At 38.5% G+C, this 21,936-nt stretch carries 16 protein-coding genes and 1 pseudogene; 9 read left to right on the forward strand and 8 right to left on the reverse strand.

Features of this window, described 5'->3' with window-relative positions; translation table 11 throughout:
* Positions 1–214: 214 nt before the first annotated feature.
* The 7 genes from hsdR to KZZ04_RS01805 all read left to right on the forward strand — a co-directional run bounded on the left by hsdR (position 215) and on the right by KZZ04_RS01805 (position 12,935).
* Entirely contained in the window at positions 215–2,674 is a 2,460-nt protein-coding gene (gene hsdR / locus KZZ04_RS01775) for an EcoAI/FtnUII family type I restriction enzme subunit R (protein WP_219421617.1), read from the forward strand.
* A gap of 118 nt (positions 2,675–2,792) precedes the next feature.
* Positions 2,793–4,265: an N-6 DNA methylase gene (locus tag KZZ04_RS01780; RefSeq protein WP_219421619.1), complete on the forward strand. Its 1,473-nt coding sequence runs from the start codon at positions 2,793–2,795 to the stop codon at positions 4,263–4,265.
* On the forward strand, positions 4,265–6,040 hold the full coding sequence (locus tag KZZ04_RS01785) for a restriction endonuclease subunit S (RefSeq protein ID WP_219421621.1): 1,776 nt from the start codon (positions 4,265–4,267) through the stop codon (positions 6,038–6,040). Before KZZ04_RS01780 ends, KZZ04_RS01785 begins: the two co-directional genes overlap by 1 nt.
* A 73-nt stretch (positions 6,041–6,113) precedes the next feature.
* Positions 6,114–7,937 (forward strand): hypothetical protein, encoded by a 1,824-nt coding sequence (locus KZZ04_RS01790; protein WP_219421623.1) that lies wholly within the window; start codon positions 6,114–6,116, stop codon positions 7,935–7,937.
* A gap of 95 nt (positions 7,938–8,032) precedes the next feature.
* On the forward strand, positions 8,033–8,887 hold the full coding sequence (locus KZZ04_RS01795; protein ID WP_219421625.1) for a hypothetical protein: 855 nt from the start codon (positions 8,033–8,035) through the stop codon (positions 8,885–8,887).
* Positions 8,888–9,370: 483 nt separating this feature from the next.
* On the forward strand, positions 9,371–10,573 hold the full coding sequence (locus KZZ04_RS01800; protein WP_219421627.1) for an SIR2 family protein: 1,203 nt from the start codon (positions 9,371–9,373) through the stop codon (positions 10,571–10,573).
* On the forward strand, positions 10,566–12,935 hold the full coding sequence (locus KZZ04_RS01805) for a hypothetical protein (protein ID WP_219421629.1): 2,370 nt from the start codon (positions 10,566–10,568) through the stop codon (positions 12,933–12,935). Before KZZ04_RS01800 ends, KZZ04_RS01805 begins: the two co-directional genes overlap by 8 nt.
* 356 nt (positions 12,936–13,291) lie before the next feature.
* Here the strand turns inward: KZZ04_RS01805 and KZZ04_RS01810 are convergent.
* The 4 genes and pseudogenes from KZZ04_RS01810 to KZZ04_RS01825 all read right to left on the reverse strand — a co-directional run.
* Positions 13,292–13,477 (reverse strand): annotated as a pseudogene (locus tag KZZ04_RS01810) (exopolyphosphatase); the annotation flags it as partial.
* A gap of 216 nt (positions 13,478–13,693) precedes the next feature.
* A complete protein-coding gene (locus KZZ04_RS01815; RefSeq protein ID WP_219421630.1) occupies positions 13,694–14,626 on the reverse strand; it encodes an exopolyphosphatase in 933 nt (310 codons plus the stop codon).
* 145 nt (positions 14,627–14,771) lie between these two features.
* Positions 14,772–16,220, reverse strand: a complete 1,449-nt coding sequence (locus tag KZZ04_RS01820; protein ID WP_058550955.1) for a dihydrolipoyl dehydrogenase — start codon at positions 16,218–16,220, stop codon at positions 14,772–14,774.
* Positions 16,221–16,273: 53 nt separating this feature from the next.
* Positions 16,274–17,002 (reverse strand): glutathione peroxidase, encoded by a 729-nt coding sequence (locus KZZ04_RS01825; RefSeq protein WP_010555882.1) that lies wholly within the window; start codon positions 17,000–17,002, stop codon positions 16,274–16,276.
* A gap of 111 nt (positions 17,003–17,113) precedes the next feature.
* On the opposite strand from KZZ04_RS01825, the gene KZZ04_RS01830 reads away from it, so the two are divergent.
* Positions 17,114–18,013 carry a LysR substrate-binding domain-containing protein gene (locus KZZ04_RS01830; RefSeq protein WP_219421632.1) on the forward strand — a complete coding sequence of 300 codons (900 nt, stop codon included), beginning with the start codon at positions 17,114–17,116 and terminating at the stop codon, positions 18,011–18,013.
* On the opposite strand, the gene KZZ04_RS01835 is transcribed toward KZZ04_RS01830, so the two are convergent.
* Positions 18,010–19,203 (reverse strand): flagellar assembly protein FlgT, encoded by a 1,194-nt coding sequence (locus tag KZZ04_RS01835; protein WP_219421634.1) that lies wholly within the window; start codon positions 19,201–19,203, stop codon positions 18,010–18,012. The genes KZZ04_RS01830 and KZZ04_RS01835 overlap by 4 nt on opposite strands.
* Before the next feature lie 139 nt (positions 19,204–19,342).
* Here KZZ04_RS01835 and KZZ04_RS01840 point away from each other — a divergent pair, with 139 nt between their 5' ends.
* Positions 19,343–19,801, forward strand: coding sequence for an LPP20 family lipoprotein (locus tag KZZ04_RS01840; protein WP_058550958.1), 459 nt, complete (start codon positions 19,343–19,345; stop codon positions 19,799–19,801).
* 483 nt (positions 19,802–20,284) lie between these two features.
* Here the strand turns inward: KZZ04_RS01840 and flgN are convergent, their stop codons facing one another.
* From flgN to flgA, 3 genes are all read right to left on the reverse strand, one after another.
* Positions 20,285–20,716 (reverse strand): flagellar protein FlgN, encoded by a 432-nt coding sequence (gene flgN, locus KZZ04_RS01845; protein ID WP_219421636.1) that lies wholly within the window; start codon positions 20,714–20,716, stop codon positions 20,285–20,287.
* Entirely contained in the window at positions 20,709–21,029 is a 321-nt protein-coding gene (gene flgM / locus KZZ04_RS01850; protein WP_058403541.1) for a flagellar biosynthesis anti-sigma factor FlgM, read from the reverse strand. The genes flgN and flgM overlap by 8 nt, the downstream gene beginning before the upstream one ends.
* Before the next feature lie 75 nt (positions 21,030–21,104).
* Positions 21,105–21,812 carry a flagellar basal body P-ring formation chaperone FlgA gene (flgA, locus tag KZZ04_RS01855; RefSeq protein ID WP_219421638.1) on the reverse strand — a complete coding sequence of 236 codons (708 nt, stop codon included), beginning with the start codon at positions 21,810–21,812 and terminating at the stop codon, positions 21,105–21,107.
* Positions 21,813–21,936 lie beyond the last annotated feature (124 nt).

A 21,936-nucleotide genomic window follows, 5' to 3' on the forward strand; every position in this document is an offset into this window, starting at 1 on the left:
TAAAAAGTGGTAAATAAACGATTTGTCCTCTTCTCTATTTTGTATAGAAGTTACAATTTTATTTTTTAATATCTCATTATTTTGTTTACCTTTTATTTTGCTTATTAACCGTATTTTATATAGCATCACTAAATAGCATGAAACACGTTGAATCAACGAGTTGTACGCAAAGCCTTGTTGGCTTGTAGCGCAGTATTTAGGGATGGTTTAAGTTATGGATAAAAGAAAGCTCAGCGAAACCGATATAATCAGTAAGTTTATTCTGCCCGCAGTTAAAACCGCAGGGTGGGACGACATAACTCAAATACGCCAAGAGGTTAAACTACGTGATGGTAAAGTAATCGTCCGTGGGCAACTTGGTGTACGTAAAACGGTTAAATCGGCTGACATAGTCCTTTACCATAAACCCAGCATGCCGCTTGCTGTTATTGAGGCCAAAGCAAATAAGCATGAAGTAGGCAAAGGGCTACAACAAGGCTTAGATTACGCCAGGCTACTCGATGTACCGTTTATATTCGCCTCTAATGGTGATGGCTTTATTTTCCACGATAAAACCAAGCTAGGCACACCTGATGCGCATAACCTCGAAACCGAAATACGCTTAGAAGACTTTCCATCACCCCAAGAGCTTTGGGCTAAGTATTGCGCTTACAAAGGTTATACACAGTCGCAACTTCCTATAATAAACCAAGCCTATTATGATGATGGTAGTGGTAAGCACCCGCGTTACTATCAGCTCCAAGCCATTAATAAAACAGTAGAGGCCATATCGTCAGGTAAAGACCGTGTACTCCTCGTTATGGCAACAGGAACCGGTAAAACCTATACCGCGTTTCAAATCATTTGGCGCTTATGGAAATCACGCGCTAAAAAACGCATCTTGTTTTTAGCCGACCGCAACATATTGGTTGATCAAACACGTATTAACGACTTTCAGCCGTTTGGTACGTCAATGACCAAAATTACCGGCAGAACAATCGACCCCGCTTACGAAATACACCTAGCACTATACCAAGCGCTAACAGGGCCAGAAGAATCTCAAAAAGCATTTAAGCAGGTTGCCCCAGACTTTTTCGACCTTATTATCATTGACGAGTGCCACCGTGGTAGCGCAAGTGAAGATAGCGCATGGCGCGAAATACTCACCTACTTTAAAGGGGCTGCTCAAGTAGGCTTAACCGCAACACCCAAAGAAACCGACGAAGTATCAAACACCGATTACTTTGGTGACCCTGCTTATACCTACTCCCTTAAAGAAGGGATAGAAGATGGCTTTTTAGCGCCATACAAAGTGGTACGTGTCGATCTTGATGTAGATCTTCAAGGTTGGCGGCCAACAAAAGGGCAAGTAGATAACCAAGGCGAAATAATACAAGACCGTATATACAACCAAAAAGACTTTGACCGCACAATGGTCATAGACGAGCGTACCCAGCTGGTGGCCGAAACCATTACTAATTACTTAAAGCGTACAGACCCTATGGCTAAAACCATCGTGTTTTGTAACGACATAGACCACGCCGAACGTATGCGCCGGGCCATTGCTAATTTAAACCCAGAGCAAATGGCTAAAAACGATAAATACGTGATGAAGATCACCGGCGATGACGAACTAGGTAAAGGCCAGCTCGACAACTTTATAAACCCTAAACGCCCTTACCCAGTAATTGCTACCACCTCAGAGCTTATGACCACAGGGGTAGACGCTAAAACCTGTAAGCTAGTAGTGCTTGATCAAAACATCCAATCAATGACCAAGTTTAAACAAATCATTGGGCGGGGTACCCGTATTGACGACCGTTATGGCAAGTTGTGGTTTACTATACTCGACTTTAAAAAAGCCACCGAGTTATTTGCCGATGAACGTTTTGATGGCACACCAGAAAAAGTAATTAAAGTAACGCCAACCGACATTGAAAACGAAGACGTAGATATTGAATCACAAGACGATACAACGGGCGAAGAGCAGCCTGATAGCGTATTCGACGATCAATCAACCGCTGACGATACAACCGATGCCAATAACGACACCATAAATGACCCCAAAGGCGATGGAGCGCTTGATGGTGAATGGGACGATGAAACTAATAAAATGATTAAGTACCGCGTGTCCGGTGTTACCGTTAATAAAGTGGCAGAGCGAGTACAGTATTACGATACCGACGGTAAACTTGTTACCGAGTCATTTATAGATTACACCCGTAAAACTATGAGCAAGCAGTACAGTTCATTGGATGACTTTGTAAAACGCTGGAACGAATCAGACCGTAAGCAAGCAGTAATAGATGAACTTGCCGAAGAAGGCATTATTTGGTCCGCGCTTGAGGAGGAAGTCGGCAAAGACATGGACCCATTTGATATGATCTGCCATGTAGTTTACGACCAACCGCCCCTTACCCGTAAAGAGCGCGCAGATAACGTACAAAAGCGTAACTATTTCACTAAATATTCGGGTACCGCGCACACCGTACTCGAGAACCTTCTGTTAAAATACGCCGATGTAGGCGTGCAAGAAATAGAATCTATGCAAGCGCTTAAAGTCGCGCCGTTTAACGAAATTGGCAGCCTAAGTGAAATAGTAAAAAAAGGCTTTGGTGGCAAACCACAATACGAGCAAGCACTTAAAGAGCTTGAGGCCGAAATTTACCAAATGCCAGCGCCTAAAACAGCCTAAATTTATGTTTGCTGTTGCTATGTATTAGCGTCAGCAAAGCATTAAACCATTTAAATTAAACAGCTTTCATATTTGCTTTTATCCGCTGTTTATAAAAATAATCAAACAAGAGAAACCTATGTCTATCAGTTCAGCTATTAAATCTATTCAAGATATTATGCGTAAAGATGCCGGTGTCGATGGCGACGCACAACGCCTTGGTCAAATGTCGTGGTTACTATTTTTAAAAGTATTCGACGCACAAGAAGAAGAGCTAGAGCTTGAATTAGACGACTACCGCGAGCCAATCCCCGAGCAGTTTTTATGGCGCAATTGGGCGGCCGACAACGAAGGCATAACGGGCGATGAGCTGTTAGAGTTTGTAAACGACAAGCTATTCCCAGAGCTTAAAAACCTAACCGCACCCATAGATAAAAACCCTCGCGGCTATGTAGTCACCCAAGCCTTTAGCGATGCCTTTAACTACATGAAAAACGGCACGCTACTACGCCAGGTAATCAATAAGCTAAACGAAATAGACTTTACCGACTCAAAAGAGCGCCACTTATTTGGTGACCTGTACGAGCAAATATTAAAAGACTTACAAAGCGCAGGCAACGCAGGCGAGTTTTATACCCCGCGCGCAATCACTAAATTTATAGTGGCAGTAACCGACCCAAAACTAGGCGAGTCTATTATGGACCCTGCCTGTGGTACCGGCGGCTTTTTAGCGTGTGCGTTCGACCACGTAAAAGCAAACTATGTAAAATCGGGCGACGACCACCAAATACTTCAAAAGCAAATACATGGTGTAGAGAAAAAACAACTCCCGCATTTACTGTGTACTACCAACATGATGCTTCACGGCATAGAGGTGCCGGTACAAGTTAAACACGGCAACACCCTAAATAAACCACTTTCAAGCTGGGACGACCAAGTCGATGTCATCATCACCAACCCCCCTTTTGGTGGCACTGAAGAAGACGGAATAGAAAAAAACTTCCCAAGCGACATGCAAACTCGCGAAACAGCCGACTTGTTCTTACAGCTCATTATAGAAGTGCTCAACACTAAAGGGCGCGCCGCAGTGGTACTGCCAGACGGCACCTTGTTTGGTGAAGGCGTAAAAACCAAAATTAAAAAGCTACTGGTAGAGGAATGTAACTTACATACCATAATACGCTTACCCAATGGCGTGTTTAACCCGTACACAAGTATTAAAACTAACATCCTGTTTTTTACTAAAGGCACGCCAACAAAAGACGTGTGGTTTTACGAGCACCCATATCCAGCCGGTGTAAAAAATTACAACAAAACCAAACCAATGAAGTTTGAAGAATTTAAAACGGAGCTCGAATGGTGGGGCAATGAGGCAGACGGCTTTGCCAGCCGGACTGAAACCGAGCAGGCTTGGAAAGTATCAATCGACGATATTATTGCCCGTAACTACAACCTAGACATTAAAAACCCGCATGTAGGCGAGGTAATGAGTCACGACCCAGAAGAGTTACTAGCCGACTACTCAAAACAACAAGCCGACATACAAGCACTGCGCGATCAGCTTAAAGGCATATTGTCAGCAGCCCTTTCAAAAGATACTGAGGACAAGTAATGGCTGACTCAAAAACACCAAGCACAAACGCTGATCAGTTAATCACCGAGCACCTTGATATTTGGACGACAGCCATCGAGCAAAAATCTTCATCAGGTCGCGGCTCATCTAAAAAGTTTTCACTTCACGGCATTAAAAAACTCCGTGAGCTTATTTTAGAGCTCGCAGTGCGCGGCAAGTTAGTGCCACAAGATCCAAAAGATAGTTCACCCCAACAAGCACTTAGAGGTTCAATTGATAAAAAAGAAGCTTTGATTAATGATGGGGTGATAAAAAGAAGTAGGTCAAAGAAAAACATTAAGGATGAGCATTTTTATTCATACCCAAGCAGCTGGTCTACTGCGAGATTAGAAGAGCTATTGAATGTAATTAATGGTCGAGCTTACAAAAAAGCTGAAATGCTTACATCTGGTACACCCATACTTAGAGTTGGAAACCTTTTTACCTCAAATGATTGGTATTATTCTGATCTTCAACTAGAGCCTGAAAAATATATAGATGATGGTGATTTGATATATGCTTGGTCAGCTTCTTTTGGGCCATTTATATGGAACGGAGGCAAAGTAATCTATCATTACCATATTTGGAAGATGGATATTTACTCAGAAATAGCACTAGATAAAAACTTTTCAAAACTATTTCTAGCAGCTATATCAGAAAGAATAAAAGCCAGCGGAAATGGTATAGCAATGATTCATATGACGAAAGAACGTATGGAAAAAGTTATTCACCCATTACCACCGATTGAAGAACAACAACGTATCGTAGCTAAAGTCGATGAGCTAATGAACTTGTGTGATGTGCTTGAAGCGCAAACTGAAAATAGCATTGCGGCACATCAAACATTAGTTGAAGTGCTGTTAGAGGCCTTACTGAAAGCACCAGAGCAAGGAGCAACGCCTGAGCAAGCCACAACACAGTTCCAACAAAACTGGCAACGCTTAAGCGAGCACTTCGACACGCTATTCACCACCACCGCCAGCATCGACACGCTAAAGCAAACCATTTTACAACTCGCAGTAATGGGTAAACTCGTCCCACAAAACCCAAACGACGAACCCGCCGCCAAACTCCTAGAGCGTATAGCAGCAGAAAAAGCCCAACTGATTAAAGATAAAAAAATCAAAAAGCAAAAACCACTGCCTGAAATCACCGACGAAGAAAAGCCGTTTGAATTACCAAAAGGGTGGGAGTGGGTTAATCTAGGTGAGTTAGTTACAATTCGGGGCGGAAAACGTTTACCTAAAGGGCAAGTATTATCTAGGCAAGTAACCCCTTATATCTATATTCGAGTATCTGATATGAGAAATGGCAGCATTAGAGAAGACGATCTTCACTATATTACTGAAGATGTCCAATCTCAAATCAGCAATTATATAATAACTACGGATGATTTATACATGACCATTGTCGGTGCGACCATCGGTAAATGTGGCTTAATACCGATTAGGTTCAACGGCATGAATTTAACTGAAAATGCGGCTAGATTGACCCCATTTATAGGGGTCGATAAATATTATTTGTTTAAATATTTAGATAGTGATTTCGCTCAAGAGCAATTTTTTGATAAGACCAAACAAGTTGGAGTTCAAAAGATGGCTCTTAACAGACTTTCAACTACAAAAGTACCTCTCCCATCAGTAGAAGAGCAACGTCGTATCGTAACCAAAGTCGATGAACTAATGGCACTTTGCGACCAACTCAAAGCCAGTTTAACCGACGCACAAACCACTAAACTTCACCTAACCGACGCCATAGTCGAACAGGCGTTGTAAGTACAATATTGAAAAGTGAGTTTACATAGACTCACTGACATTATTACGCATAAATAATGGAAGTTAAAAAGTAATGAATACAAACGTAATTAAAAAAATAGAAACATTAATGACTGAGCACATGCAAAGTGCGACTCGAAAACAGCTCGAAAACCACGCCGAATTGTATGAGCGTAGTGAAAGCTACTTAAACGATAAAAATCATAAAATAGCGTTTATTGGTAATGTTGGTGCTGGTAAAACAACATCAATTTGTCATTTGCTTGGACTAGTGAGTAATGGCACACCTGTATTAAGTACTGGCTCAGGTAGAACTACATTATGTGAAGTTCACTTAAAGCATAGCCAACAAGCTATGGTTGATGTTGAACCTTATACAAACGATGAAGTACAAAGTTTTTTACTGGATTTTGCTTTATATTTAAAATCAGATAACAGTGATGCTGATCAGGAGGGTTTTAAATTAAGCGCTGAGGTTGAGCGCGCTATACGTAATATGCTTGATCTGAAAATAGAACGTAAAAAAGTTGATGGAAAACGAATTGCCACTGATTTTGCGAAAGTGTTTGCAAGAGACTTTAGCCGTGATGAGTTAATTAATGAGTTTAATAAAATTATTAAGCTAGAAAAACGTACTCAAACGCGTTTTGAAAATGATGGCTCAGAGCCTAACTTAGAATGGTTAAACAATACATTTAAACAAATAAATAGTGCGACTCAACCTAATGTTAGTCTGGCTAAAAAAATCACCCTTTACGTACCTGAGCTCAATATTAATAGCGGTGATTTTATACTTACTTTTGTTGATACAAAGGGAGTTGACCAAACAGTTAACAGAGTTGACTTAGACCAATGTTTAACAGATGACCGAACGCTAAGTGTTTTTTGTACTCGCTTTAATGATGCGCCAGATCAAACCTGTTCACGAATGATAGATAGCGCGATTCAAGCGGGTTTAAAATCACGGATAAATTCAGAATCAGCATTACTTGTTTTAGACCGCGCGGGTGAAGCTGAAGATGTTATGGATTATGAAGAAGCCGTAGGTGATAAAGAAGATGGTCGTGATATTAAAGCTGACCAAATTAGTAGTGAGCTTTCGCAAAAGTTTGCTGTAAATAAACTTGATATTGAATTTTTTGATGCGAAACAGGACGAACCAACTGACTTACTTAAGCTGCTAATTGATAAAGTCTCGGCATTACGTGAGCACCACCAAGTACGTTTAGCCGAAATTAGTAATTCAGTTAATGAAATTGAGCTCGAGTTGAAATCAGAGTCAGCAGAGCTTGCAAAACGACAAGTAAAAATGACTTTGGAGCCTTGGTTAAAAAAGTCTCGAGGCTCTACACCTACGCTAAACGAGTTTTTCTTACCTTTAGTAAAAACAATTAGCGCAAAAGGGACCTATGCTGCCAGTGTTAGGGCTAGTGTGAATAGAAGTGGTGATTGGCATAATCTAGATTATTATCAAGAAATAGCATCGGGAGCACGTGCCCAATGCGTAAATAAAATTTACCCAGTTAAAAGCGATTTAAACACTTTGATCGAGAATATGCTTGCTCAAAATGAATTACAGCCAGCACACTCTTTACTTAAGCAACTCAGAAATACAACAGATATACGTATAGATGAAATAGCACAGCTAGCTTTATCAAAAGGTCGTTCAGCTTACGAAAGCACGATGAAAACAGATAAGGTGCTTTGGAATGTTTTATACAGAGAGTGGGGGCAGGGAGCTGGCTATAAAGATAGAGTATCTCAAAAAACTCATGATTGGTTTAAAGGGAATGATTATTCCCGCTATGAGTTCGAAGTTACGCGCGCCTTAGTAACCAAGTGGGAAAAGTATTTAGAAGAGATTGAACATTTAATAGGTTCTAATTTAGCTAGTTAATGTGATTTAAAACGATAGATAGCTGATAAAGCATTTTAATATAAAAACTCTTCGTAATTGTTACTTAGAGATTGAACTACAAATAAAGGAATATAATGAAACATATAACCGCTTCAATTTTACTATTAGCATTAGCCGGTTGTGGAGGTGGTAGTGAAAGCGAGTCAGGAAATAGCTCAGTACCCGATAACAGCGGTGGTACAGTTGACACAGGAAGTGAATTTAATCTTGGAGGAACGCCAAGTAATCCAGGACAAGTTTCTTTTGTTAAGAAAAATAAAATTAACGTCGATGCTTTCGAGAATTATTTTACTATAAATTTAGAAAAAGACTCGAAGGTTTACATATCAGCATTGCTTGATCTTGGACTTGAAGTACTTAAACAAACGCGATGCGAAAGCTCCGGGACAGAGAGTAAAAGCTTCATAACTGCTGACGGTATAAATGTGGCTTGTGATTTTCGTGCTAGATTTGATTTAAGCGCTGGTGAGCATGAAATTCACTTTAATTACCCTGATGAAAACTACGGCTACTTTACAATAGATACAGTAGCGAATAATGAACGTGAAATTTTAGACGAAAATGGCTTCGGAGGTTTACCCAGTGCTCCTCGTCGTATAAGCCTAACTCAAAACAACGATATTAATGCTGATTTGAATAAAAACTATTATGTTTTTGAAGGTAAAGCTGGTGATAAGTTGTTTATTAACACCTACCTAGAGGAGTTTATACCACAAATAATATTTTCTAGGTGCCAAAGTAGCAATAAGTTAGGGCGTGCCGCAACAGGTATAAGTATAAATGATGGACCATATAGTTGTACTAAGGACCTAGAATATGAGCTACCAGAAGATGGGGTTTACATTCTAAACTTTTCTTATATGGCCTCTTCAGATATAGCTTTTCCTGTTAAAGGGTACTTTAGGGCAGATGTTCAATACGCTCAGTAAAGTAATTTAAAAAACTTTATTTATTTTTAGCCCAGGGTGTTTCAAAAGTTACAAAAAATATTTTTGTTACACCCTATGTTACATATCCTACTTCTGTTGGTAGTAAAATTTATATTTATCAATCAGTTGTTGGTTCTGTTTGGTGGTTGCAGGGGCTACCAATAAAATCAATGAATTAAAGTATTACTGACTCTATTTTTAATTTCTGTGTAGCACATATGTAGCATTGCATGTTGAAATATGAATAATCTAGTGATGCTCTTTTATTAAAATAGCCAAATTGTATTCAGGCTGCTTTGCTGCCAATAGCGGGCGTTATGATTTAAAAGTTTACCGCTTCATTATATGTTAACGTAAATACTCAAAAGCCACTTCAAGATGATACTTTAAGTGTATTAATTACCAATAATCAGCTACTGTAATTTCGAAAAATATTTAATAGACATATATCAATAAACATTTATGAGACTTAAAAGGATTTAGATGGAAGAAATCGAACAACTGGCTGCAAAAATGGATAGAGATACAGTTCTATTCATTGGCTCAGGAGCTTCTTCGCCTGCAGGTCTTCCTAGTTGGTGGGAACTTGTAGATTGGTTAAAAGACTACACGAATTCTTTAGGCGGAGATATTAATGCAGCAAATGAATATCTAAAAACAAGTCAATTGATCAATGCAACAAGTACGTTAACCTCTCAGCTTAATAAGATAGGTAAATCCTTAGCTGATTTTTTTAACGAAGAACCAAAGTGCGAAATATTCACGAGTGCCACTCCCAAAGAGATTCACCAACTTATTGCTCAACTTCCAACTTCCTCCATAATTACTCCCAATTATGATCTATTGCTTGAAAAAACTTTTGATGAGACAGGGAAACCAATGGAGATGGTTTACAAGGGAGATAAAGATCGAATAAATAGTATTTTAAGAAATGCTATTAAAGACTATATATATAAATATCACGGTTGCATAACTAAACCCGATGATATTATTTTCGATTTTAATCAATATAACACGCTAATACACACTCCAAATATAGATAAGGAATGTTTGAGAGCATTAATTCAAACAAAGACAATTGTTTTCATCGGTGCGGGATTGGAAGACCCTGACTTTAACCACATTAGAGATTATTTAAACGAAATTGCTACGCCAAAGAATATGGAACTTTGGGCCTTTATGCGTGACTGTGAGCCTATCAAGGAACACTACAAAGAAGCATTTGGAATAAACCTTATCTCTTATGCTGGTCAAGGAAATGACCATTCCGACCTTCTAACTAAGCTTAAAGACTTGATATTAAGATTAAATGATGAAAATGGTAAAGTTCTTGATGCTTTGGAAATAGCCTCACCTTCGGGAATTGAACAAAAAAAAATAGAGGGCTTATTGAGAAATGCCTTGTTACAAGCAAATGATGAAGTAATGCCTTTAGATGAAGCAATTATAGGATTTATCGCATTTTTTGATACCGTAGAAAAGAACATATGTTTTCGATATTTTCATGATCGAAAAGGACATCAGGTAGGTGAAATTTCTAATAGGGTTGAGTACCTAATTCAAAATAAGCTAATAAAAGCTACCGAGAATTACCTTATGCCTATGAATTGCGGTTTTTCTCAAGAGGCCGCAGAGCAAATGGAAGAAGAAATATTGGATTATTTGATGGAGCAAGAAAATGAATAGCATGAAAATTAAGGCAATAGAACACTTTGCTTCAAAGCCACACGATGATCCAAAATCTATAAGGTACTTTGAGTCAATCTATAAAGATATTGAAAGTGTTCTAAATAACTCAATTTCATTCGACTCTCTATCTTCAAGCTTAGAGATTTTAGAGAAGTTTATAAGCTTTGTTGCTCACAGAGCTATAAAGGACTTAAGTAACTGTTGGGTCAGAATTCAGCAAACTGAAAAATTGGAAGTTAGTGAATCACTTTTGGCTAAATATCAGACTAAACACAAGCTATATTCAAAGATTATCTCGTTGCTTAGTCAATTACGGTATTTAGAACAAAAAGCAGTTATGGTTACTCTGATAAAGTTCTGGAGAGAAGAGCAAACAGTTAGAGAAAATGTTGAAAAGTCTTTTAAAGATATTGCTCAGTTTAATCTTCATGCCGTAGAGAGAATTGGCTTCACCCCTCAAATTAAGTTGTTAGACTTTCTTAAAGAACTGAGTTTATTAGAAAAAATAGAGTTGTTTCCTGTTGTATCTGGGGTGCTAGAAAGTTTTCTAGCTACTGATATTGAAGGGCATCAATGGAATTATAGAACGGTTACTTTACAATCTATGGCGTTACCGGGGGGTGAGCAAACTAATAAAATCAGAAATACAACAATTGAATATTTGTTCGAAATGTATAATAAGGTCGAGTTGCTGCCTCAAAAGAAAGAACTAATTTCGCTAATGAATCGAGCTTGTAGTTATAGGTCTAGCTCCAAATTGAGTGACGAAACGAAGTCGATTATCAATGAAAATACCGTTCAAGTATTGAGCTTTTGGGATTCTGTAATAGAAAATGAAGTTTTAGAAATTGTTCAGGTGATAGAACATGATTCTTATTGGATCTTTTATCGTAGCTCAAGCAAACCAGTGCGAGCAGCAGCCCTAGAAATAGAGAAAACCCTTATTGCTCATTCGGAGTATCAAATTTATAAAGACTTTGTTGGCTTCCAAGGGGTTTTTGGTAGCTGGGAGCTAGAGAAAGAATTAAATTCAAATTACGAAAAACAACGCGAATTACGCAAAGAACGAATTGATAAACATATCAAAAACCTTTCTTTGGAAAATTTAGAAGAATGGTTCAATAGAGTAGAGCTTTACTTTCAAACTGATTCTAAGGATCTGGCGACTTTTCCTGAGCTGTTTAAATTTATGGAGCTAATTTCTTCGACTTTCCCTCAGCAAACTTTGGCTAAATTTCAGCAAGGGTCATCATTGACTAAACCCGCTGTTGCTATTTTTAGAGGTATTTGGAACTCATCAATTCACAAAGAATTCAAGCTTAAAATAAATGACTGGATAATAAATAAAAGCTACTTATGGGAAGTTTCAACTGCATTTATATCACTAAAAGATGTTGATAATGAACAGATTAAAAAACTAATTGAAAGTGCCATTACAGTTGATGATACTATAATCGTTGGTTCGATATTAAGGATTTTTGAAAATAGTGAGAAACAGTTAGAACCCGAATTTCTCAATGAATGCGTAAAAAAAATATTTACCTATCTGAATGACAAAACTGCTACTAGCTGGATAAATTATGTCTGGTTCTCTAGGAAGGAAGAATCTTTTGTTGAAGCACTGTCACAAGAAAATTTGAACTTAATTGTTGATAACTTGGTGTTTGTGAATGACGTTGATCACAGAGTAGAAGGAATCCTTGAGCATTTAGCTAGCTCAGATATTGATGCAATATTTAATTTCTTTGATAAAAGGATTGAATACGCTAAGGCGAAGGACTATGACAGTAAATATGAAGATATACCTTTTAGCCTATATTCAATTTCGAATGTTTTATCATCAAGCCCAATAAAACTTATATCTTTAATCAAAAGAAACTACCAATATGATTACGGTGTTCATAGATATGGCGTGGTGAGTTTATTTAAGAAATGTTTTACACCTTATGACTCATATCTAACTGATATTATTCTTAAGGAGTTAGATCCAAAAGATAAAAGCGAATTACAAGTTATTATTGCTATAATTTCATGTTATGAAGGCCACTCATCGATTCTTCCATTAGTTGAGGCATTATTGACAGAGCTTGATTGTAACGATGAAAATCGTAGTATGATTAGTAACGCATTATTTCAAACAGGCGTAACAAGTGGTGAATATGGAGCTGCCAATGCTTTAAAACAAAAGCTTGAAGATATAAGACCTTGGTTAAGCAGCGGAAATGAGAAGGTTGTTACATTCGCAACTCTCTATAGCGAAAAATTGAAAAATTATATTGAACAAGAAATTAAAAGGGTTGATGAAAGAGTCGCTTTAGAAAAACACAAGTATGGCGTGGATGATGACAGCATTGAATAAAGTTGAAAGCGAAATTTATAGTGTATGGTCATTTATTTAAATAAATGAATAAAACTCTCTCTAACCTATTATTTGACTTTTAGTTTTGATAAGAAAGATTGACTTTCATCTGACAGTGATACTAAGTAGTATGGAGCCGAGTAGGAGCCGAGGGTCAAATCTTGACTTCAGACATCAGAACTTTTGACTGACAGTTTCTCTCAAACCTGCTCTTAAAAACCTAAAATATTAATAACTATTGAGTTGAAGCGTTAGTAAAACAGTTATTTTTATAGCTAAAAATTTATAACTACACATAAAAAAGCGAGTAAATCTAAACTTACTCGCTTTACAATTTAATAGCTGATAATTAGTAATTAACCATCATTGGTAATTTTATCAATTAATTCACTTAGTACTGTTTCAGCTTGGCTGGTTTCTACTTGGCACGTACCTGCATTTAAGTGGCCGCCGCCGCCGTATTTAAGGCATAACTCACCCACGTTTGTATTTGAGCTGCGGTTAGTAATTGACTTACCAATTGCATACACTACGTTTTGCTTTTAAGAGCCGAGGGTCAAATCTTGACTTCAGACATCAGAACTTTTGACTGACAGTTTCTCTCAAACCTGCTCTTAAAAACCTAAAATATTAATAACTATTGAGTTGAAGCGTTAGTAAAACAGTTATTTTTATAGCTAAAAATTTATAACTACACATAAAAAAGCGAGTAAATCTAAACTTACTCGCTTTACAATTTAATAGCTGATAATTAGTAATTAACCATCATTGGTAATTTTATCAATTAATTCACTTAGTACTGTTTCAGCTTGGCTGGTTTCTACTTGGCACGTACCTGCATTTAAGTGGCCGCCGCCGCCGTATTTAAGGCATAACTCACCCACGTTTGTATTTGAGCTGCGGTTAGTAATTGACTTACCAATTGCATACACTACGTTTTGCTTTTTAAGCCCCCACATTTTATGAATTGAAATATTGCAGTCGGGGTACATGGCGTAAATTACAAAGCGGTTGGTGGCGTAAATGATTTCTTCTTGTGTAAGATCTAGCACTACTAGGTTTTTATGTACTGTTGCACATTGTGTTATTTGTGCTTTTGCTTTTTCGTTGTGTTCGTTATACAGCGCTACTCGCTCGGCTACATCTTCCATTTTTAATATGTCGTCAATGCTTTGATCTTTACAGGCATCAATTAGCTTCATCATTAATTGGTAGTTTGAAATTTTAAATTCGCGAAAGCGGCCCAAGCCTGTGCGGGCATCCATTATAAAGTTCATTAACACCCAGTCGGTTGGATTGAGTATTTCGTCTTTTGAAAACTGTGCAGCATCGCCTTTGTCTACAGCGTCCATCATGTCTACTGAAATATTAGGAAATTTTTCAGCGCCACCGTAGTAGTCGTATACTACACGCGCAGCAGAAGGCGCTTTAGGATCAATAACGTGATTTTTAATGTCGCTTGCGTTACGAACGGTTTCACTTAGGTGGTGGTCAAATGCTATGTGACAACCCGCTACATAGGGGAGGTTAGTAGTAATATCGTTAGCGGTAATGTCTATTTTTCCATCTTGCATGTCTTTTGGGTGAACAAACAAAATATCGTCAATTAGATCTAAATCTTTAAGTAGTACGGCACATACAAGGCCATCAAAATCGCTACGGGTGACTAGTCTAAATTTATTATTGGGCATAGCTATTCCATCTTTTTAATTAAATTACGTATTGAGTGTAACAGCTAAACTATTTTTTGAGATACCAGTGCTTAAAAATTATATAAATAAAAAAGCCAAAACAAACGTTTTGGCTTTTTGATAGCAAGTGTTTATTTTTTGTAAGTTATGCGCCTGGGCCACATTCCATACAGTGGTTAATGATATCTGGGCCAAACTTAAGCTTGGCGTTTAAATCGCGAAGTGCGGTGCGTAAACCCTCTTCTATAACCGGGTGGTAATAAGGCATATTAAGCATTTGTGGTACGGTCATTTTGTTTTGTACTGCCCATGCAAGTAGGTGTGCTATGTGCTCTGCTTGTGGGCCAATAAATTCTGCGCCTAAAAATAAGCCGGTGCCTTGCTCTGCGTATACACGCATGTGGCCCTTATTTTTTAGCATTACACGGCTCCTGCCTTGATTTTCAAAGCTTACTTCGCCTACTTCAAAACAGCCACATGAACCTAAACGGTCTGTTATTTGGGTAAAGCTTTCACCTACCATGGCTATTTGTGGGTCGCTGAATACAGCGGCAATTTTGGCTCTGCGTAGGCCAATACGTACATCTGGAAAACGCCCTGCATTTTGCCCTGCAATGGTTCCCTGATCAGACGCCTCGTGAAGTAGCGGGATCATGTTGCTGGCATCGCCGGCTATGAATATGTTTGATTCGCCACATTGCATTGTATGCGGATCGGCATGCGGTACACCGCGCTCGTCAAGCTCTATGCCTGTGTTTTCGAGGCCTAGCTTGTCAACATTGGGAACTCGGCCTGTTGCGGCTAGTACATAGTCAAACTGTTCGGTGTGTTTTTCACCTTGCTTGTCGGTGTATGTAAGCTGTGCTTTGTCGCCCACTTGCATCATGTCTGATACGTTTGAGTCGGTATCAACAAAAAATTCTTTTGCAAAAACAGTATTTGCATAGTCTTTTACTACGGGGTCGGTGAGGGGGCCAATAGCACCACCAACGCCAAATAATTTTACATTAACGCCTAAGCGACTAAGTGCTTGACCTATTTCAAGGCCAATTACGCCCGGGCCAAATACGGCAACAGATTCTGGTAGGTCGTCCCAATCGAATACGTCGTCGTTAATGATTAATTTGTCACCAAAATTATTAAATACACCAGGATATGAAGGGCGAGAGCCTGTGGCTATAACAAAACGCTTGGCTGTAATAATAGTATGGTCATCAATTTGCACACGGTTGGCATCTAAAAATTTAGCGTAACCTTTAATTTTGTCTTCGTCTGGAAGTTCATCTACGGCTTCAACTACGAATCCTGCAAAACGATCGCGTTCACTTTTAACGCGTGACATAACAGCTTTGCCGTCTATTACAGGCTTTGAGCTATGCACACCAAATGCAGGTGCCATTTCGATAGAGTGCGCAGCTTCTGCAGCAGCTATCAATAATTTACTCGGCATGCAGCCAACGCGTGCGCAGGTTGTGCCATAGGGACCTGATTCGATCATAAGTACGTTAGGGGTAAACTGTTTGGCGTTTCGGTATGCACTGAGTCCTGCGGTACCTGCGCCAATAACTACTACGTCGGTTTGCAATTGTTTCATCGTCTTTTTCCTTTAGTAAATAGGGGCGCTTGGCCCCTATTTAAAATTACTTATTAAGCAAAGTATTTTTCTAGGTCGTCTGAGCCACCAATGTGTTTACCACCAATAAATACTTGTGGAACGGTGTCGCGGCCAGAGATTGCTTTAAGGCTTGTTAATGATGCACCTGCACCCATAACAATTTCTTCGTAGGCAAATCCTTTTTCTGTAAGAAGCTCTTTTGCTTTTTTACAGAATGGACAACCAGGTTTAGTGAAAACGCTCACTGGCTCTGGTTTAGCTTGTTTAGGGTTGATGTAATCAAGCATGGTGTCAGCGTCAGACACTTCAAACGGGTCGCCTGGTAGATCTGGCTCGATGAACATTTTTTCAATTACGCCATCTTTTACCAGCATAGAGTATCTCCAGCTGCGCTTACCAAAGCCTAAATCGTTTTTGTCTACTAACATGCCCATGCCGTCTGTAAACTCGCCGTTGCCGTCTGGTAGTAAAGTAATGTTTTGCGCTTCTTGGTGTTCAGCCCATGCATTCATTACAAATGTATCGTTTACTGATAAACACACTATTTCGTCTACGCCATTTTGTTTAAATACGCCAGCTAACTCGTTGTAGCGAGGAAGGTGAGTAGATGAACATGTTGGAGTAAATGCGCCTGGCAGTGAAAATACAGCGACTGTTCTGCCTTTAAAAATTTCGTCTGTTGTTACCGATTTCCATTCGTCGTTTTGACGTGTTGCAAATGTAACGTTAGGGATTGTTTGACCTTCAATATTCTTTAACATGGTTTAGTTCCTCTTGATTTGTTAAGGCCATTATGGCGAAAATTTAAATATAGTTCTAATCGTTTGTTTGTATTAAACTGATAGTCAAAAGCTATCAGGTTGGAGCTGAACATGAACTTAAAAGATTTTGAATACGTTAAAGCTATAGCGCAACATAAACATTTTCGTAAAGCAGCCGATGCATGCTTTGTTAGCCAGCCAACACTGAGTGGGCAGGTTAAAAAGCTTGAGCAAACCTTGGGTGTTTCTTTATTTGACCGCTCAACTAAACAAGTTACCCTAACGGCTAAAGGAGTACGTTTACTAGCGCAAATAGAGGTTATTTTAGAGCAAACCCAAATACTCAAAGAGCTTGCTTCTACCTCTAACGACCCATTACAAGGTAAGTTAACAATTGGTATTATTCCAACTATCGCACCGTATTTATTGCCTACGTTGTTAACTTCGATGAAAGAGGCGTTTGTAGACAGCCAATTTTCGTTTATCGAAATGCAAACAGCGACCATATTAGATGCGCTTAACAATGGTGAGCTTGATTTTGCAATTTTAGCCGACGTACCAGAGCTTAAGCACTACCATACTATCCCACTTTATAAAGAAGACTTTTTAGTTGCTGTTTCACAAGACAACGCATTGGCTAAGCATAAAAAAGTAGCGCTTAGCGATCTTCAAGGATGCAGCCTATTAATGTTAAGTGATGGTCATTGCTTTAAAGATCAAGCCCAAAAGTTTTGTTTTTCAGCAGGGGTTGATGTGTCTAATCAATATAAAGGCAATAGCCTAGAAACGTTACTTGCATTAGTGGCGATGGATGATGGGGTTACTTTTGTGCCAAAGTTAGCTTGCACGCAGCGAACAGGCATTGATTATATGCCTATATTTCCCAACCAACAGCGTAATGTTGTATTTGCATGCAGAAAGCATTATCCGCATTTGGCAGGGGTTGAGCAATTAGGTGAGTGGTTGTCGGCTCACCCTAATTTAAAAACACAGCTTGCTAAAGCGCTTTAAAGATCTTGGCTTATTACTTCAACTACATCGTTGATTTGTACGCCGGGCAAAGGTTGGTCGTCAATGCTAACTGCAACCGCAGTTTGTTGATATAACTGCTCTACGCGTATTTTATTAAGTGTTGTAGTGGTATGAGGCATTACATTACCTGCAGCATCAGTTAGGTAGTTATGGTGTGCAATACTTAGCATTTGTCCTTTTTTTAGGCCATGTGCTTTACCTAAATTAATCACTATTTTGCTGTTTTCCATATGCATTATTTTACCTTGTGTTGGAAAACAGGCTAGCACAGCTTGTAAATCATAACTCAAGGTTTGATTTATATCTTGTATGCTTTGGCCGTAAGGCGATTGCCAAAATCTATCACTGTTTACATCAATAATAGCGGTTTTTTCAAACGGCCAAATACCTTGGCCTTGATAGCTATTAGTCCAAAGTTGCTCGTAGGTTGTGCCATTAAAAAGGCTAAACTCTATTTTGTAATTGCGTTGGTAGCTGTCGTCTTGCCAAAAAGCATAATCGCTATTGAGTTTATCGCTTGTTGATAGGTCGGTAATTTGGCTAAGTAACACGTACTGAGCGTTAGTACGGGATGCTATTTCTTCTAACTGTATTTTTGAATAGTCGTACTGTTGTGAAAAGTAATTATCTACATTTACAGGCATGTTGTAATAAGCAACGGGTAGGGCGCTCATTTTTGATTTTTGTAAGGTGGTGAATATTCGCTTGCTAATTGCTTTGTTTACGTCAAATATTTGACCCATTCTGGCTTGCTCTCGATGAGCTAGCTGACTTTGTGTTACGGCAACAAATTTGTTAAAGCTGCTTTGCGGGCATTGCTCTGTTTGCGCAAATATATCTAAACGCAGGGTAATGGCAAATTTATCGTCGTATTTATTTTCACTTACAAGTTCAATTTTTTGAATTTCGCCATGGCTACTAATTTTTAACTGATCTTGCATTAACACGCCGTCTACCAGGGTTTGTACAGAGCTAACACGTGCCCCAGAAAAAACCAACGCTTGAGTGATGGCATCTTTTATAGCTGCTGATTTGGCCGTGCTTATGTCGTCGTTTTGAATAAGTGCATGCCCGGTAGATTCATACCACTGCGCATTTGAAAAAGCCGAAAACGTAAATAACGCAGTTGCGCTTAGTCCTGCAAATGCCTTTAATAAAAACGATTTCATACTTTTACTCCAAATATACGTTAGCTTTATTATCAAAGCAGCAAGGACTGTACCAATGTTATTTATCAACGAATATAACGCTATTAATGGCATTAAATGTGCATAAATCAAAATAATTAATATATTAGGGCATAAAACTATGCGAGCAATTTCATTACTGATCACATTAGGGTGTTTAACTTTAAGTGGATGCAGCAGCGTGTTTGATAAGCACGTAGAATACAAATACGTTGAACCTAATAATTACCCCGTGTTAAAAGCGGTAGGTTACGCGCCTATTAGTTTACAAAAAGGAGCGAGTGCTTCTCAAAAACAGCTTATGGCTATCAAAGCCTCTAAGCTAGAGGCCTATCGAGAGCTCACTGAACAAGTTTATGGGCAAAAGGTGACCGCAGGTATGAGTGTAGAAAACGCAGTAGCAAAAGACGATTACTTACAAAGCAAAGTGCAAGGCGTAATTAAAGGTGCGCAAATTATTAAAACTTATGCGGTAGACGATACTTATGTTACTGAGCTTGAGCTCAACATGAAGCGTGTGCACGACCTATATATTGGTGAAATAAAACCACGTGAAGTTAAAAAAGTGACTTATTACTAAGACCTGTTGATTTTTGTGGATTAAAACTTTTCAAACTAGAGGTTATTTAATCACTGCACGAGGTATGTAACCCAGTAGGATAACTGCTCCTGCGTTATTCTACTGGCTATACCAATTCGCTTAATTAAGTCATCTATTTTAAAGCTATTAACGCGTTTTGCCCCGCAAAAAGATTAAGTATTATTGCGGATTGGTATTACATCCATGTAGGCAATAAAGAGTAAATAACCTCTAGATATACCTATTCGAGCAGCGACTACTGACCATTAATGTTGCGTTATCGTCAATTTATTGGGAGTGCCACACTATATGGGCTCCGCCTTACATAAAACCCAAACAAGCTGTTGAAAATTAACCCACCAGAGTACAACACGCACTAATGTAGTTGATTTACATTTGCTAAGTAATTTTGAGATTCTATATATTAAACAACAGGTAGGTAATGTTTTAAAGGCGGCGCTATTAAGCTGAATAGTTTCTGATTTAAGCTTTTAAGTTTCGCACCAGTTGGCCATTAGTGTTAACTTCACCGCCAGACTGGTTGTATGTAGTGGATGACGGGGCTCCAATTAAAATACTTTTTAATTGTTTAACACTTAGCTGAGCTTGATGCGCTGCATGTGCGTTTACTTCATTTTGTTTTTGGCATTTCTCTAACTTAGTACGAACTTGGGAAATAAGCTCTGGAAGCTCTTCTGATTGTTCGTCGTTTTTAGCAAGTAACTTATTAAGCTCTTGGTCGAGGGTATTTAGCTTGGTTAATAAAGACATTTTTTGTTGGGTAATTTCTTTTAAACCTTCACCTCTTCTTGAGGCAATAGCTGTTAGCTCGTCGTTTAATAAAACATCGAGAGAGTCTAAACACTTATCTTGCTCGTTTAGCTTAACAATAATTAAGCTATTATGATCAGCCATATACATCAAACTCGAAGTCAGCTAGATTTTTTGCAAGCTTTTCACTGTCAATTTGATACTTACCTTCAGTGATTGCTTTTTTAAGCTCAGCAACTTTGTCACTATCAAACCCAGACGACTGTTGTGCTTTTTCTTGCAAAGTTTTTAACTGCTGTGCTTGTGGTGTTAAGCTCACAGAATCGCTGGCAGCTTTAGGTGTAGCCGATTGAGCAGCTTGTGTATTTGCATTATCTCTTTGCAAATCAACCTTTTGTTGTTTAGCGTTAGCTAAAGCGCTTGGTTGTTGATTACCTGAATTGACTTGATTAACCATAATAAAAATCCATAATTTACCCAACTAATACCAGTATATCGGCATATCTTTAGTAAACTTTAATATTATTTTTAATTAAATATTTACTTGTACAGACTCTACACCATCTACACGCGCATTTAAAACTTTACCTGTTTTTTTGTTCTCTACACGTATTTGATCGCCTAATGTACCATCTTCAAGCGCAACGCCAGTTGTTTTTATTTGTAACCCTTTGGTACTTGCATAAATGTTAATTGCATCACCTTTGCACACCATGCATATTTGGTTCAGTAATATTGGCATACCTTCGCGAATGTTGCGTTTACTTCTGCTTCCAATAAGTACTTTTGGTTCGTCTAGGTATTGTACTCTTACAAAGTGCGTTGGTTTCATTTCAATGGTTAGATGATCGCTGGTTATTACTTCACCCCGCGCAATATTATCAGTAGTAACAACAACTGGCGCCATTTTTTGCACCTTAATATGAACGTATTGCGCCCAGCTTTTCAGATCGTCGCATTTAATTTGTATTGTAATTTGCCTGTTAAACGGGGGTTCACTCGATGAAATAATAGTAGGTGTTGTTGAACAAGCACGATCGGGTATACGGCTGTCTAACGGTAATGCACTAAGTTGTATTTGATTACTATCGTGTTCACCAATTTGTTCAGCAATGTAATTTACAGCCATTTCTTGAAGTAATGCTTTATTAAATACCTGAGCAGATACAGGGAATGCTAAACCTAGGCTAGCAACAAAATAAAAAACACTGTATCTTTTGATTTTTTTTAACAAACTCATAATGTTTCGACTATGCTTATGGTTTCAAACAGGGTATAAATATTTTGCGTCAAAATTAAGACGCACCCACGATGTTGTGTAGCTTTGTATATATAGGAAGCAATTATCGTTCCGTATTATTTGT

This window comes from Pseudoalteromonas sp. CR1 (assembly GCF_019392235.1).
Classification (GTDB): Bacteria; Pseudomonadota; Gammaproteobacteria; order Enterobacterales; family Alteromonadaceae; genus Pseudoalteromonas.

Excerpts from the sequence above, each read along its gene's own strand:
- KZZ04_RS01795 (WP_219421625.1), top strand. The coding sequence starts at position 8,033 with ATGAAACATATAACCGCTTCAATTTTACTATTAGCATTAGCCGGTTGT.
- KZZ04_RS01830 (WP_219421632.1), top strand. The coding sequence starts at position 17,114 with ATGAACTTAAAAGATTTTGAATACGTTAAAGCTATAGCGCAACATAAA.
- KZZ04_RS01840 (WP_058550958.1), top strand. The coding sequence starts at position 19,343 with ATGCGAGCAATTTCATTACTGATCACATTAGGGTGTTTAACTTTAAGT.
- KZZ04_RS01790 (WP_219421623.1), top strand. The coding sequence starts at position 6,114 with ATGAATACAAACGTAATTAAAAAAATAGAAACATTAATGACTGAGCAC.
- KZZ04_RS01820 (WP_058550955.1), bottom strand. The coding sequence starts at position 16,220 with ATGAAACAATTGCAAACCGACGTAGTAGTTATTGGCGCAGGTACCGCA.
- flgN (WP_219421636.1), bottom strand. The coding sequence starts at position 20,716 with ATGGCTGATCATAATAGCTTAATTATTGTTAAGCTAAACGAGCAAGAT.
- KZZ04_RS01785 (WP_219421621.1), top strand. The coding sequence starts at position 4,265 with ATGGCTGACTCAAAAACACCAAGCACAAACGCTGATCAGTTAATCACC.
- KZZ04_RS01825 (WP_010555882.1), bottom strand. The coding sequence starts at position 17,002 with ATGTTAAAGAATATTGAAGGTCAAACAATCCCTAACGTTACATTTGCA.
- flgA (WP_219421638.1), bottom strand. The coding sequence starts at position 21,812 with ATGAGTTTGTTAAAAAAAATCAAAAGATACAGTGTTTTTTATTTTGTT.
- KZZ04_RS01800 (WP_219421627.1), top strand. The coding sequence starts at position 9,371 with ATGGAAGAAATCGAACAACTGGCTGCAAAAATGGATAGAGATACAGTT.
- KZZ04_RS01805 (WP_219421629.1), top strand. The coding sequence starts at position 10,566 with ATGAATAGCATGAAAATTAAGGCAATAGAACACTTTGCTTCAAAGCCA.
- hsdR (WP_219421617.1), top strand. The coding sequence starts at position 215 with ATGGATAAAAGAAAGCTCAGCGAAACCGATATAATCAGTAAGTTTATT.
- KZZ04_RS01835 (WP_219421634.1), bottom strand. The coding sequence starts at position 19,203 with ATGAAATCGTTTTTATTAAAGGCATTTGCAGGACTAAGCGCAACTGCG.
- KZZ04_RS01780 (WP_219421619.1), top strand. The coding sequence starts at position 2,793 with ATGTCTATCAGTTCAGCTATTAAATCTATTCAAGATATTATGCGTAAA.
- flgM (WP_058403541.1), bottom strand. The coding sequence starts at position 21,029 with ATGGTTAATCAAGTCAATTCAGGTAATCAACAACCAAGCGCTTTAGCT.
- KZZ04_RS01815 (WP_219421630.1), bottom strand. The coding sequence starts at position 14,626 with ATGCCCAATAATAAATTTAGACTAGTCACCCGTAGCGATTTTGATGGC.